Here is a 12,779-nt window from a genome sequence, read left to right on the forward strand (position 1 = left end):
TGCATATAAGGGGGCCGAGCCCCCGATCATAGGCGAGCAGGCAAGCCTCTCTTGGCTGCTGCTTGGCAATTCGGTCGCTTTCAGCGACGACCAATGAAGCGCATGGCGCGGCTGATCGAAGATTCAGTGCGGCATCGGCGAGTAATGCTCGATTCGGCAGGCGCCGCGATTCTTGCATTGCCCGTCCAGATAGCGGTAGCGTACCGTCACGGCAGCACCGGGACTGGGCCACTGCCTGCGCGGCAGCTCGCTTTGATAGTCCGCCGTTTCGGGCCTGAAGCTCAGCGCCGTGCCTGGCTGCGGACATTCGGCATCACCGCTGGCCTTGGCTTCGAGCACGCGGGTCTGCAGCGCGCGGCCACCGCTTTGCTTTTCTCGCACCTGCACCTTGAGATCGCAAATCTGCCAGTCAGCAGCCTGGGCAAAAGCGGCGCAGGCGGTCAAAGCCGCCGCGATCAGCATTCGGAAAAGAGTCATCTGCCTACCTGCAAGTGAGTGGTGTTCATGGGCCCGCATCTCCATTAAATAGATAGCACCAATCGCTTTAAGGCAAAGCGATTAAGGCCAATATCATGGAATTTTTTGGCGTATATCAATGCGTCAGGCCGACAGCCTTGCCGCCACGCTGCGGAATGCTTCCCGCGTCGAATCGCATCTCGGAAGTCCAGACCGCATCGTCCCAGACCCAGGGGCTACTGGCCTGCTCCAGGCCCAGCACATGCACGCCACTCAAGTCCTTGACGCGCTCCTTGAGCCAGTCGATCTGATCGCTGCGCACAAACACCAGGCAGGCGATCTCCCAGTCGGGCTGCGTGATGCCCAGGCCGTGCAGCTGCGACAGCAGCGGGGCATACCATTTCTCGATCCGCTCGTTGAGACGGTTGACCAGCGCCAGCGGATAGCCGGAAGCCGATACCTCGACCACATAGACCTGGCGACGAGCCGGGCGCAATGCCACGAAAGCCGGACATTGCCAGCCATCGGCCACCTCGTACTTGGGGGCCACAAAAGTCTCACCGTTGGCCGTGAGCAGCTGCATCACGGCTTCTTCATGTCGGTCCATGCTGAATTTCTCCGGCGCGCCGAAAGTGCGCGCAGGCTCACACCTTAGCGCAGCTCAGGCCTCGCCAAAGCAAATTCCGATATCGCGCGCCATGGTCAGCAGCGGGCTGTCCAGCGGCACCGTGCGCTGTGTATTGGCCACATCCGCAATCGCCACACTGCCGATGCGGCCGTTCTGCAGCGTGACCATATGGCCCAGCTGGCCGCCCAGCACCAGTTGCGCCGCGTGGTGGCCGAACTGCGTGGCCAGTACCCGGTCAAACGGCGTCGGATCGCCGCCGCGCTGCACATGCCCAAGGACCGTGGTGCGCACCTCGCTCTGGAGATGGGGTTGCAGGCGCTCGCGCAGCACATGGCCGACGCCGCCAAGACGCACAGGGTCGGGACTGTGCGCAATCCGCTCGCGCACCGTCAGACTCTGGCCGCTTTCCTTGGCCCCCTCGCCGATGCAGATGATGGTGTAGCGCTGACGCCGCTCGCGCTCCTGACAGACCTTGATGATGGACTGCAGGTCGTAATCGATCTCAGGCAACAAAATGATGTCGGCAGCACCGGCGATGCCGGACTCCAGCGCCAGCCAGCCCGCATGGCGGCCCATGGTCTCCACGATCATCACCCGGTGGTGGCTCATGGCCGTGCTCTCGATGCGGCGCAGGCTTTCGGTCACCGTGGCCACGGCCGTATCGAAGCCGAAGCTGCGCTCGCAGTTGGCAATGTCGTTATCGATGGTCTTGGGCACGCCTACGCATTGCAGTCCCACCTGCGTCAGGCCATGGGCCAGGCTCATGGTGCCGTCACCGCCGATGGCGACCACCACATCCAGTGCCAGCGCCTTGACATTGCGCCCCACCTGGGCCAGCGTGGCCGCATCGCGCAATGGATTGGCGCTGTTGCTGGTGCCCAGGATGGTGCCGCCGATATGCAAAATGCCGCTGACTTCGTCCCAGCTCAGCGCTCTGACGCGCGGGCTTGCATCCATCAGCCCTTCAAAGCCATCGGCAATGCCCAGTACCTCGCACTGGCCATGGTTGATCAGGGACTTGGTGACCGCACGGATCACCGCATTGAGGCCGGGGCAATCGCCGCCACCGGTCAGCACACCAACGCGCATGGGCTCGCTCTCCAAAGATTCTCGAATGCACATCATCCCACGAGAAAGCCGCTGCCAAAGCCTCCCTGGCCTGTACTGCGGTTGAGACTGCTTGTCCTCGAACCTGCCTGCTTCAGCAGCGCCCTAAAGGGCCGGCCTCCCGGATCCCTTGCTGCGGCGAAAGCAGCCAGCGGGCCGTGTGGAACTCCGTCACGCTGTCGCGGTGAGCGACCGAAACCAGTGCCCCGCCTCGGCCCTGAACCAGCTGCACCAGCCGGCTGTAGATCTGCGCTTCGGCAGCATGGTCCAGCGCGCTCGTGGCCTCGTCCGCAAACACCCAGGCCGGGCGCTTGAGCAGGACCCGCGCTACGGACAGCCGCTGCTGCTCGCCTCCCGACAGGCTGCTGTTCCAGGCCGCCTGGCTGTCCAGCCGCTCCTGCAGCTGCGGCAGCTGCGCTTCGCGCAAGACCTGTTTGAGTTCGGCATCGCTGTAGCTTGCCGCCGGCTCCGGATAGGCCAGGGCATCGCGCAGGCTGCCGTCGGGAAAATAAGGGCGCTGAGGAATGAACATAGCGTCCAGAGGCCGCTCCACCTGACCTCGCGCATAGGGCCAGATGCCGGCAAACGCCCGCAGCAAGGTGGACTTGCCACTGCCCGAAGGCCCACTGATCAGCAACCTCTGGCCCGGTCGTATCTGCAGCTCGGCGTCAGCCACGATGGGGCTTCCTGCGGGCAGGGACACATCGAGATTCCGGGTCTGCAACTGGGTCGACGCTGCAAGCTGCACGCCGACCGGATGCTCCTCCTGCTCGCGCAGACTCTCGTCAAAACCGGCCAGACGCAAGGTCGTGGCTCGCCAGGCCGCGATATCGGAGTAGTTGTTGACGATCCAGCTCAGCGAGTCCTGCACCTGATTGAAGGCCGAGCCTATTTGCATCAGCTGACCCAGCTGGATGGCACCGCTGAAAAAACGCGGTGCGGCAATGATGAAGGGAAAGACCACGGCCGCCTGGCCGAAGAAATTGGTAAACCAGCCCAGGCTCTTTTGCTTCTTGATCAGGTTCAGGTAGTTGCCTAGGGCATCGCCAAAACGCAGGCCGATCTGCGCCCCCTCGACGCGCTCGCCACCGTCCAGGGCAATGGCTTCGGCATGCTCGCGCACGCGGATCAGGTGATGGCGGAAATTGGCCTCCAGCTGCTGCTGGCGGCTGTTGAGCCAGACCTGGGGTTTGCCGATCCAGAAGGTGATCGCACTGCCGACCAGGCAATACAGCACCGCCATCCAGACCATGAAGCCGGAAACCTGCAACTGCCCGCCGCCGAACAAGGCCGGCAGAGCTATATCGACGACGGAACTCAGGCTCCACAGAATGCCGACGAAGCTCACAAAGGTGACGGCCGCATTCAGCAGCCCCATGGACAGCGACACGGTATAGGTGGTGAAGAGATTCAGGTCCTCCTGAATCCGCTGGTCCGGGTTGTCAGGCGCCTTGGCATTGCCGTCCACGCCATAGCGCCCCAACTCCAGGCGGTAGAACGCCTTGGCCGATAGCCAGCGCTGCAACATGTGATCAGTCAGCCAGCGCCGCCAGTTGAGCTGCAGCAACTGCGTCAGATAGAACTTGTAGACCGCAATGACGATATACACCAGGGCCAGCCAGAGAAAGCGCCAGAGCTGCTGCCAGAACACCTCGGCCTGCTTGTTCTGCAATGCGTCATAGAACACCCGGTTCCATTCATTGATCTGCACCAGCATGAACACCGCGGCGAGATTGAGGCCCACAATGGCGGCCAGCAGCCCCCAGGCCTTCCATTTATCCTCGGACTGGAAATAGGGCCGGGTCAGCGAAAAGGCCTGGCGCAGCACGCCCGGCCGGTGTTTGCGGGACTCAGGTCCCGGGCTCGTGGAATTCATGCAGGCTTTCGGTGATTCATGAACAACTGGCGCCGCGGCGATGCCGCTGCCAGGCTCCTGAGCTCACCCTAAGCCGGTTAACTGAGGCCAGACTTAAATGCCGGAAGCCGCCCTGCCCGGCCTTCGAGAGGCATAAAAAAACCGCTGCCCTTGCATCAAAGGCAACGGATGGCAGGGTCGGCTCAGTGCCGCGCTAGGGCAGCAGATCCAGCGCCTGCAGATAGGCAGGCTGGCGCATCAGATCGTCCCAGGCCTGGGGTTCAGTATCGGGCAGCAGCGAGACACGGCGCGATTCGGAGTCGATATCGGGCACCCAGCGGCCATCGCGCAGCGCGGCATCCATGCCGTCCAGCAACTCATCCACATGCTCGCCCAGACCCAGGCTCTGGTTGCACAGCAACACCATGTCGCAGCCCGCATTCAGGGCCGTCAACGCGGCATCGGTGTAGCTGATGAGTGCGCCGTCGATGCGGCGCGCGCCCTCCATACTGAGGTCGTCGCTGAAAATGGCTCCGTCATAGCGCAAACGGGCGCGCAGGATGTCCTTGAGCCACTTCTCGCTGAAGCCTGCCGGGCGCTTGTCCACCTTGGGATAGATCACATGGGCGGGCATGACGGCGGTAAGCACGCTGGACAGCCAGGGATACGGTGCGGCGTCTTCGTCGAGAATGGCCGTCAGGCTGCGCTTGTCGACGGGAATGTCGACATGCGAATCGGCCTTCACAAAGCCGTGACCGGGGAAATGCTTGCCGCAGTTGCCCATGCCGGCCTGCAACAGGCCGTGCATCAGGCTCTTGGCCAGGGCCGCCACCACGCGCGGGTCGCGGTGAAAGCTGCGGTCACCGATGACCGAGGATTCGCCATAGTCCAGATCCAGCACGGGCGTGAAGCTGAAATCCACACCGCAGGCACGCAGCTCCGTGCCCAGCACATAACCGGCGGCGGTGGCGGCGTTCATGGCCCGCATGGCACCGCCGCCTTCGCGGTGCTTTTTGCCCTTACCGTCATCCATCCACATCTCGCCAAAGGCGCGCATCGGCGGAATATGCGTGAAGCCGTCGGTGCGAAAGCGCTGCACGCGGCCGCCCTCGTGGTCCACGCTGATCAGCAGATCGGGCTTGACGGCCTTGATATCGGCGCACAGCTGGACCAGTGCGCTGCGGTCCTCCCAGTTGCGCTTGAAGAGAATGATGCCGCCCACCAGCGGATGGGAAAGGCGCGCGCGGTCCACATCAGTCAGCGATGTGCCGGCAATATCAATGATCAAAGGTGCATGCATGCTCATGATTTAAAAATTTCTATAGCTGCCAGCGCCTATATATCAAGCACCAGAGGCTAATTTCACTCTTTTCTTTCGACGACACAAAAGCTGGCTGCGTAGTCGGATTCATCGGTGACGGACAGGTGCGCCGTCAGATTGTTCTTCTCAAACCACTCCTTGAGTTCGCCATGCAGGCGAATCGCAGGCTGGCCGCTGGGCAGCTTGATGACTTCGCAATGGCGCCAGGTCATGGGCATGACCATGCCCATTCCCACGGCCTTGCTGAAGGCCTCCTTGGCCGAAAAGCGCGTGGCCACATAACGGATGCCGCGCTCGGGCCAGCGCTCGCTGCGCGCCTTCCAGGTCGCCAGTTCGCCATCGGCCAGAACCTTGCGGGCAAAGCGCTCGCCATGCTTTTCCAGGCTTGCGCGTATGCGGCGCACATCGCAGATATCGGTGCCGATGCCGTAAATCATGCGGGGCTCCTTTTGAGTCAAATCAGGCTCTGGCGCTTGCCAGTCAAGCGCCAGCAGCTATGGTTTCAGGATTTTTTGGCAGCCATACCGGCATCGATGCAAGCCTGATAGGCCTTGACGGTCTCGGCATAGCCCAGCTCCAGCGCATCGGCGATCAGCGCATGGCCGATGGAGACTTCGGCCAGACCCGGCACCCGGGCCACGAAGGCGGCCAGATTGTCGCGATTGAGGTCATGGCCGGCATTGATGCCCAGGCCCGCATCCAGCGCGGCCTGCGCGGCCCTGGCATAGGTTTGCAGTTGCTGCTCCTGCTCGGACTTGCCCCAGTTGGCGGCAAAAGGCTCGGTGTAGAGCTCCACGCGGTCGGCGCCGACCGCCTTGGCAGCCGCCATCTGCTCGGGGATGGGGTCCATGAACAGGCTCACGCGCACGCCCAGCGCCTTGCATTCGGCAATCAAGGGCTTGAGGCGTTCGGCATCCTGAGGAAAGCTCCAGCCATGGTCGCTGGTGAACTGGTCTTCGCTGTCCGGCACGAAAGTGGCCTGATGCGGACGCGTCTGGCGGATGAAATCCATCAGGTTCTGCGTGGGATTGCCTTCGATATTGAACTCGGCGCCAGGCCAGCTCTTGAGCAGCTCGTGCAGCTCGAACACATCCTGCGCACGGATGTGGCGCTCATCAGGACGCGGGTGAATGGTGATGCCCTGCGCTCCCGCTTCAAGGCAGATCTGCGCCGCACGCGTCACCGATGGAATGCCCAGATGGCGGGTATTGCGCAGCAGCGCCACCTTGTTGACATTGACCGAAAGCGCGGTGCGTGGGGAGACAGAGGTATTCATAGCGATTGCAGATCCATCATCAGCTGGCGGGTGCGCAGCATGGTTGAGCCGCAATGGTATTGCAGAAGATGGCGCAATTGCGGCTTCAGGGCCTGGGCCACTTCGGGCTCGGACAGCGCGTTCAGGGTTCTAGGAAACGGCTGCTCGGCCTGCAGCGCCAGCTCTATGCTCTGCCACTGCAGGCCGCTCAGCGCCGCGCGTTCGTAGCCTGCGGCCTGGCGCAACCCCCCATCGGCCACCAGCGTGTAGCGCAAAACACTGTTGACCTGGCTGAGCGTGGCGCTTTCCTGCCTCAGATCGGGCAGATGACCGAGTTCGCGCAGCAGCACCAGCTCGAAGGCGCGCAGCACGGGCTCGATGGCCTCGGTCGTGCCGCCATGCTGGCCAGCCAGCACGCGCACCACACCGGCATAGATATCGAACAGCGCCGTATAAGGATCATCGCGCGCCAGCAGCCGCAGCAGCAGCTCGTTCAGGTACATGCCCGACCACAGCGCATCGCCCTGGGGCATGACATGGCCGCCCACCCATTCCGCCCCCTTCAGGCTATGAATCTCAGCATTGCCCTCTGCTCCCAGCGTGTAGCTGAGCTTGAGCGGCTGCAGCGGCAGCAGCACAGGGCGAAAGTTGGAGGTATGGCGCTTGACGCCTTTGGCCGCAAGCGCCACACGCCCGCGATGGCGTGTGAACACCTCCAGAATCAGGCTGGATTCGCTCCAGTCGTACTGGTGCAGGATGTATGCGGGTTCGTCGCCGACGCGTTTGGCGCTAGCCATGACTTGCTCCGTACCACAACAAAAATGTGAATGGGGCGGTTTTGCCGCCGGGCCTCCCCAAGGCAAAACCCGGCCTAAGCCGGGTCAGGGCCCCCTCGGGGGGCAGCGAGCACACGCAGTGAGCGAGTGTGGGGGTCAAAAAGTTTTACTCGTAGCCGAAGGATTTGACCCGGGCCTCGTCATCGGCCCAGCCGGACTTGACCTTGACCCAGACTTCCAGGAACACCTTGGCATTGAGCAGCTTTTCCAGCTCCTGACGGGTTTCCGTGGAAATGCGCTTGAGGCGCTCGCCCCCCTGGCCGATCACCATGGCCTTGTGGCCGTCGCGCTCAACCACGATGGTGGCGGCAACGCGCATGAAGCGACCGAACTTGGTGCTGGGCTCCTCCTCGAACTTGTCGATGACCACGGTGGAGGTATAGGGCAACTCGTCGCCCGTGAAGCGAAACAGCTTCTCGCGCAGGGTCTCGGAAGCCAGGAACTTCTCGCTGCGGTCGGTCAGTTCGTCCTCGCCGTAGAACCAGGGCTGCTGCGGCAGGTACTTGGCGCAGATGCCATACATGCGCTCGATATCCTTTTTGTTCTTGGCCGACATGGGCACGAACTCGGCAAAAGGATGGCGCTCCTGCATATCGCGCAGCCAGGGCGCGATCTCTGCGCGGCGACCCACGGTGTCGAGCTTGTTGGCGATCAAGAGCGTGGGAATGCCGGGCTTGAACAGGCTCAGCACCTTGGCATCGGCCAGCGTGAAGCTGCCCGCCTCCACGACGAACAGGATCAGGTCCACATCGCCAATCGCGCCCATCACGGTCTTGTTGAGCGACTTGTTCAGGGCGGTGGAATGCTTGGTCTGGAAACCGGGGGTATCCACAAAGACGAACTGGGTCTCGTCCTTGGTGCGGATGCCGGTGATGCGGTGGCGCGTGGTCTGGGCCTTGCGCGAGGTGATGGAGATCTTCTGGCCCACCAGCGCGTTCATCAGCGTCGACTTGCCCACATTGGGCTTGCCGACGATGGCGATCAGGCCGCAGCGCTGCTCTTCGGGCGCGTAGACGCGTGCCGGAGCCTCTTCCTCCTGGTCGCGGATGGCGGTCGGCGTGCTACCGGGCTTGGCGGCGGCCAGCATGGCGCTGATGTAGTCCAGGCTGGGGTCGCTGATATCGGTAGTCACAGACTTGGGACCCTTTTGGCCCTTGGCTTTTTCTGCACCTGCGGTGCCCGCTATCTTTTTCTTAGCAGCATCGGTCATGGATTTTTGGCTTTCACTTTTTCCAGCAAGGCAGCGGCGGCTGCCTGCTCGCCCATGCGGCGGGATGCTCCCGAGCCCTGGGCGCTGATATTCCATTCGGCAATCGTGCACTCGACCTTGAAGGTCTGCTTGTGCGCCGCGCCACTGATTTCCACCACATGGTATTGCGGCAGCTTCATGCGCTTGCCCTGTAGCAATTCCTGCAGTGCGGTCTTGGGGTCTTTGTCAGCCGCACGCATATGGGGGTTGATGTCCACGCCCTCAAAGAGGTGGTGGACGACTTTCTCGCCTGCGGCAAAGCCGGCGTCGAGGTAGACGGCGCCGATCAGCGCCTCCACGGCATCGGCCAGGATGGACGGGCGCTGCTTGCCACCGGACTTGGCCTCGCCCTCGCCCAGACGCAGCAGGTCAGGCAGCTGCAGCTTCAACGCAATCTTGTGCAGCGTGCCTTCCTTGACGAGATTGGCCCGAACGCGCGAGAGATCGCCTTCGGGCATGGAGGCCAGCTTGGCATAGAGCAAGCTGGAGATGGCCAGGCTGAGCACCGAGTCGCCCAGAAACTCCAGTCGCTCGTTGTTGTCGGCCGAAAAGCTGCGGTGCGTGATGGCACGCTGCAGCAGCGCCGGGTTGGCAAATTGATGTTGCAGCCTTTGCTGCAGAGCGACTAGAGCAGGTTCCACCTGAAAGGTCTATTTCTTGAAACGGTAAACAAGGTAGGCAGGGCCTGCCAGATGAATCTCCCGGGAATACTCGAAGCCCACGACGATCTTGTCGTTGACCTTGGTCACGTTCAGATCGTTGCCAGAGATGGACTTGAAATCATCAATGGAGGCCGAACGATCGAAGCTGGCCTTGACTTCGGCAACGGTACTGCCTTCAGCGGCGGCCTTGTTGGCCGCCTTGGTGATGGCCTGGTACTCCAGGAAGACGGGCACCGATTGTGCGCCAATTGCGGCAACCGCCACGATGATGGCCACGAGAAACACCAGACCGATGAAGGACAGACCACGCTGCCTGGAGCGCAATGCCAGATTTTTCATGCTTTTCCCCTCTCAAGCCGGGCATGTTTCTGCCCGTGTATCCCAGAAAAATGACGAAACGATTGCCGGTGCTCAGTGGAAACGGCCGATACGGCTGAGATCACCGAAGTTCATCCAGACAAAAAAGGCCTTGCCCACGATGTTCTGGTCCGGCACAAAGCCCCAGTAGCGCGAGTCCAGCGAGTTGTCGCGGTTGTCGCCCATCATGAAGTAATAGCCTTCGGGTACCTTGCAGGTCACGCCTTCAACGCTGTAGCGGCAGTTTTCCTTGTACTCGAAGTTGCTCGCCCCCTGGATGAAGGCCGGCACATCGTTGTTGACGATGGCACGGTGCGGCTGCTCACCCAGGGTTTCCTCGAACTGCTTGAAGTAGCGCATCACGTCACGGTCCAGAAAGTCCGGCAGTTCGCGGGTAGGCAACTCCTTGCCGTTGATGCTCAGACGCTTGTTGATATAGGCCACTTCATCGCCGGGCACGCCCACCACACGCTTGATGTAGTCCAGCGTGGGCTGGGGCGGGTAGCGGAACACCATCACATCGCCACGCTGGGGCTTGTTGCCTTCGGTGATCTTCTTGTTGATCACGGGCAGGCGGATGCCGTAGGTGAATTTGTTGACCAGGATCAGGTCACCCACCATCAGCGTCGGAATCATGGAGCCCGAGGGAATCTTGAACGGCTCGAACAGGAAGGAGCGCAGCACGAAGACTATGGCGATCACCGGGAACAGACCGGCGGTCCAGTCCAGCCACCAGGGCTGCATGAGGATGCGGCCTTTGGCATCGTCGGAGACTTCGATGTCGGTCTTGGCAATACCCATGCGGTCCAGCTCGGCCCGGCGCTCGACCGCTGCCTGCTCCAGCGCTGCCGCAGCCGCGCGGCGTCGAGGCCAGAAGTAAAAGCGCTCGGCCAGCCAGTACACCCCGGTCACCACGGTTGCCAGAAACAGCAGCAGCGCGAAGTTGCCTTCGATGGAGCCGGTGTACCAGGCCGCGATATAGCCTACAAAGGCCGCCAGGATGGCGGCCGTGATCCACTGCATGACTTGCATCAATCCTCCACTTGCAGAATGGCCAGGAAGGCTTCCTGCGGCACTTCTACCGAACCGATCTGCTTCATACGCTTCTTGCCGGCCTTCTGCTTTTCGAGCAGCTTGCGCTTACGCGTGATGTCGCCGCCATAGCACTTGGCCAGCACGTTCTTGCGCATGGCCTTGACGGTCTCGCGCGCAATGATGTTGGCACCGATGGCAGCCTGGATGGCCACATCGAACATCTGGCGGCTGATGATCTCGCGCATCTTGGCAACCACGGCGCGGCCGCGATACACGGACTGCGAGCGGTGCACGATGATGGACAGGGCGTCGACCTTCTCGCCGTTGAGCAAGATATCGACCTTCACCACGTCGGACGCGCGATATTCCTTGAACTCATAGTCCATGGAGGCATAGCCGCGCGAGACGCTCTTGAGCTTGTCGAAGAAGTCCAGCACGATTTCGCCCAGAGGCATCTCGTAGGTCAGCATGACCTGACGACCGTGGTATTGCATATTCATCTGCACGCCACGCTTCTGGTTGGCCAGCGTCATCACCGGGCCCACATAGTCTTGCGGCATGTAGAGGTGCACGGTCACGATGGGCTCGCGAATCTCCTGGATGCGGCCGATATCGGGCATCTTGGAGGGGTTTTCCACGTCGATCAGCTCGCCATCGCCCTTGATCACCTGGTAGACCACGCTGGGGGCCGTGGTGATCAGATCCTGGTCGAATTCGCGCTCCAGTCGCTCCTGCACGATTTCCATGTGCAGCAGGCCCAGGAAGCCGCAGCGGAAGCCAAAGCCCAGCGCCTGTGAGACTTCGGGTTCGAACTGCAGCGCCGCATCGTTGAGCTGCAGCTTTTCCAGCGCATCACGCAACTGGTCGTATTCAGAGGCTTCGGTGGGGTACAGACCCGCGAAAACCTGGGGCTTGACTTCCTTGAAGCCCGGCAGGGGCTTGTCGGCAGGGCCCAGGTTGTTGGGCAGCTTCTTTTCCAGCGTGATGGTGTCACCGACCTTGGCGGCCTTCAGCTCCTTGATGCCGGCGATGATGTAGCCCACCTCGCCGGCCTTGAGCGCATCGCGCGGCTGGTTGGCCGGGGTGAACACACCGATGTTGTTGGCTTCATAGGCAGCACCGCTGGCCATCATCTTGAAGCGCTCATTCTTCTTGAGCTCGCCATCCACCACGCGCACCAGCATCACGACGCCCACATAGGGGTCGAACCAGCTGTCCACGATCATGGCACGCAGCGGTCCGTCGGGATTGCCCTTTGGAGCCGGCACCTTGGCCACGATGGCTTCCAGAATCTCGTCGATGCCCATGCCGGTCTTGGCCGAACAGGGAATGGCGTCGCTGGCATCGATACCGATCACGTCCTCGATCTCGGCCTTGGCATTCTCGGGGTCGGCCTGAGGCAGGTCCATCTTGTTGAGGACGGCGAACACCTCCACGCCCAGATCAAGCGCGGTGTAGCAATTGGCCACGGTCTGGGCTTCCACGCCCTGAGAGGCATCGACCACCAGCAGACCGCCTTCGCAGGCCGACAGCGAGCGCGAGACTTCGTAGGAGAAGTCCACGTGGCCGGGGGTGTCGATCAGATTCAGGTTGTAGACCTTGCCGTCCTTGGCCTTGTATTGCAGGGCCGCGGTCTGGGCCTTGATGGTGATGCCGCGCTCTTTCTCGATGTCCATCGAGTCCAGCACCTGGGCTTCCATATCGCGGTCGGCGAGGCCTCCGCAGCGCTGGATCAGGCGGTCCGCCAGAGTGGACTTGCCATGGTCAATGTGCGCAATGATGGAGAAATTACGGATGTGATTCATCAACGAGAAAGACAGCTTGGAATTGAAAAAAGTGGCCTGCAGCAGCAAGAAAAAAGGGCGCGTCCCTCAAGCGGCGCGCCCTTAACCAACAATCTCTGGCAACTGCGATAGTTGGGACTTTATTGTAGGCAAAACTGGCCGCAAGCCAAGACCCAGCAAGGCTTGACAAGTTTCGGTTTGTGATTTTCGAATTCATTTATCAACAAATTATCC

General features: G+C 61.6%; 13 protein-coding genes. All 13 read right to left on the reverse strand.

All coding sequences use genetic code 11. From position 1 onward, the window contains the following. Nucleotides 1–123: 123 nt before the first annotated feature. The 13 genes from CTATCC11996_RS12630 to lepA all read right to left on the reverse strand — a co-directional run bounded on the left by CTATCC11996_RS12630 (nt 124) and on the right by lepA (nt 12,566). A complete protein-coding gene (locus CTATCC11996_RS12630; RefSeq protein ID WP_034348990.1) occupies nt 124–477 on the reverse strand; it encodes a hypothetical protein in 354 nt (117 codons plus the stop codon). 115 nt (nt 478–592) lie between these two features. Next, a complete protein-coding gene (locus CTATCC11996_RS12635; RefSeq protein ID WP_003076632.1) occupies nt 593–1,063 on the reverse strand; it encodes a hypothetical protein in 471 nt (156 codons plus the stop codon). Between the two features lie 54 nt (nt 1,064–1,117). Beyond that, nucleotides 1,118–2,173, reverse strand: coding sequence for a 6-phosphofructokinase (locus CTATCC11996_RS12640; protein ID WP_003076633.1), 1,056 nt, complete (start codon nt 2,171–2,173; stop codon nt 1,118–1,120). 112 nt (nt 2,174–2,285) lie between these two features. Next, nucleotides 2,286–4,067, reverse strand: a complete 1,782-nt coding sequence (locus CTATCC11996_RS12645; protein WP_034348992.1) for an ABC transporter ATP-binding protein/permease — start codon at nt 4,065–4,067, stop codon at nt 2,286–2,288. Nucleotides 4,068–4,260: 193 nt separating this feature from the next. Further along, the gene (gene nagZ, locus CTATCC11996_RS12650; protein WP_003076637.1) at nt 4,261–5,352 is read right to left on the reverse strand and encodes a beta-N-acetylhexosaminidase; all 1,092 of its coding nucleotides are present in this window, start codon (nt 5,350–5,352) and stop codon (nt 4,261–4,263) included. Between the two features lie 56 nt (nt 5,353–5,408). After that, nucleotides 5,409–5,804, reverse strand: coding sequence for a holo-ACP synthase (gene acpS, locus CTATCC11996_RS12655; protein ID WP_003076639.1), 396 nt, complete (start codon nt 5,802–5,804; stop codon nt 5,409–5,411). A 65-nt stretch (nt 5,805–5,869) separates the two neighbouring features. Further along, nucleotides 5,870–6,643 (reverse strand): pyridoxine 5'-phosphate synthase, encoded by a 774-nt coding sequence (locus tag CTATCC11996_RS12660; protein ID WP_003076641.1) that lies wholly within the window; start codon nt 6,641–6,643, stop codon nt 5,870–5,872. After that, nucleotides 6,640–7,419, reverse strand: coding sequence for a DNA repair protein RecO (gene recO, locus CTATCC11996_RS12665; protein WP_003076643.1), 780 nt, complete (start codon nt 7,417–7,419; stop codon nt 6,640–6,642). Before recO ends, CTATCC11996_RS12660 begins: the two co-directional genes overlap by 4 nt. 145 nt (nt 7,420–7,564) lie before the next feature. Further along, a complete protein-coding gene (era, locus tag CTATCC11996_RS12670) occupies nt 7,565–8,668 on the reverse strand; it encodes a GTPase Era (RefSeq protein WP_003076644.1) in 1,104 nt (367 codons plus the stop codon). Continuing rightward, on the reverse strand, nt 8,665–9,348 hold the full coding sequence (gene rnc, locus CTATCC11996_RS12675; RefSeq protein WP_003057967.1) for a ribonuclease III: 684 nt from the start codon (nt 9,346–9,348) through the stop codon (nt 8,665–8,667). The genes era and rnc overlap by 4 nt, the downstream gene beginning before the upstream one ends. 9 nt (nt 9,349–9,357) lie before the next feature. Further along, the gene (locus tag CTATCC11996_RS12680) at nt 9,358–9,708 is read right to left on the reverse strand and encodes a DUF4845 domain-containing protein (protein ID WP_003057968.1); all 351 of its coding nucleotides are present in this window, start codon (nt 9,706–9,708) and stop codon (nt 9,358–9,360) included. 72 nt (nt 9,709–9,780) lie between these two features. Beyond that, on the reverse strand, nt 9,781–10,758 hold the full coding sequence (gene lepB / locus CTATCC11996_RS12685) for a signal peptidase I (protein ID WP_003076646.1): 978 nt from the start codon (nt 10,756–10,758) through the stop codon (nt 9,781–9,783). Then, nucleotides 10,758–12,566, reverse strand: coding sequence for a translation elongation factor 4 (gene lepA / locus CTATCC11996_RS12690; RefSeq protein ID WP_003076648.1), 1,809 nt, complete (start codon nt 12,564–12,566; stop codon nt 10,758–10,760). The genes lepB and lepA overlap by 1 nt, the downstream gene beginning before the upstream one ends. Between the last annotated feature and the right edge of the window lie 213 nt (nt 12,567–12,779).

The organism is Comamonas testosteroni ATCC 11996, assembly GCF_000241525.1.
Taxonomy (GTDB): Bacteria; Pseudomonadota; Gammaproteobacteria; order Burkholderiales; family Burkholderiaceae_C; genus Comamonas; species Comamonas testosteroni.

Excerpts from the sequence above, each read along its gene's own strand:
- CTATCC11996_RS12630 (WP_034348990.1), bottom strand. The coding sequence starts at position 477 with ATGACTCTTTTCCGAATGCTGATCGCGGCGGCTTTGACCGCCTGCGCC.
- CTATCC11996_RS12635 (WP_003076632.1), bottom strand. The coding sequence starts at position 1,063 with ATGGACCGACATGAAGAAGCCGTGATGCAGCTGCTCACGGCCAACGGT.
- CTATCC11996_RS12640 (WP_003076633.1), bottom strand. The coding sequence starts at position 2,173 with ATGCGCGTTGGTGTGCTGACCGGTGGCGGCGATTGCCCCGGCCTCAAT.
- CTATCC11996_RS12645 (WP_034348992.1), bottom strand. The coding sequence starts at position 4,067 with ATGAATTCCACGAGCCCGGGACCTGAGTCCCGCAAACACCGGCCGGGC.
- nagZ (WP_003076637.1), bottom strand. The coding sequence starts at position 5,352 with ATGAGCATGCATGCACCTTTGATCATTGATATTGCCGGCACATCGCTG.
- acpS (WP_003076639.1), bottom strand. The coding sequence starts at position 5,804 with ATGATTTACGGCATCGGCACCGATATCTGCGATGTGCGCCGCATACGC.
- CTATCC11996_RS12660 (WP_003076641.1), bottom strand. The coding sequence starts at position 6,643 with ATGAATACCTCTGTCTCCCCACGCACCGCGCTTTCGGTCAATGTCAAC.
- recO (WP_003076643.1), bottom strand. The coding sequence starts at position 7,419 with ATGGCTAGCGCCAAACGCGTCGGCGACGAACCCGCATACATCCTGCAC.
- era (WP_003076644.1), bottom strand. The coding sequence starts at position 8,668 with ATGACCGATGCTGCTAAGAAAAAGATAGCGGGCACCGCAGGTGCAGAA.
- CTATCC11996_RS12680 (WP_003057968.1), bottom strand. The coding sequence starts at position 9,708 with ATGAAAAATCTGGCATTGCGCTCCAGGCAGCGTGGTCTGTCCTTCATC.
- lepB (WP_003076646.1), bottom strand. The coding sequence starts at position 10,758 with ATGCAAGTCATGCAGTGGATCACGGCCGCCATCCTGGCGGCCTTTGTA.
- lepA (WP_003076648.1), bottom strand. The coding sequence starts at position 12,566 with ATGAATCACATCCGTAATTTCTCCATCATTGCGCACATTGACCATGGC.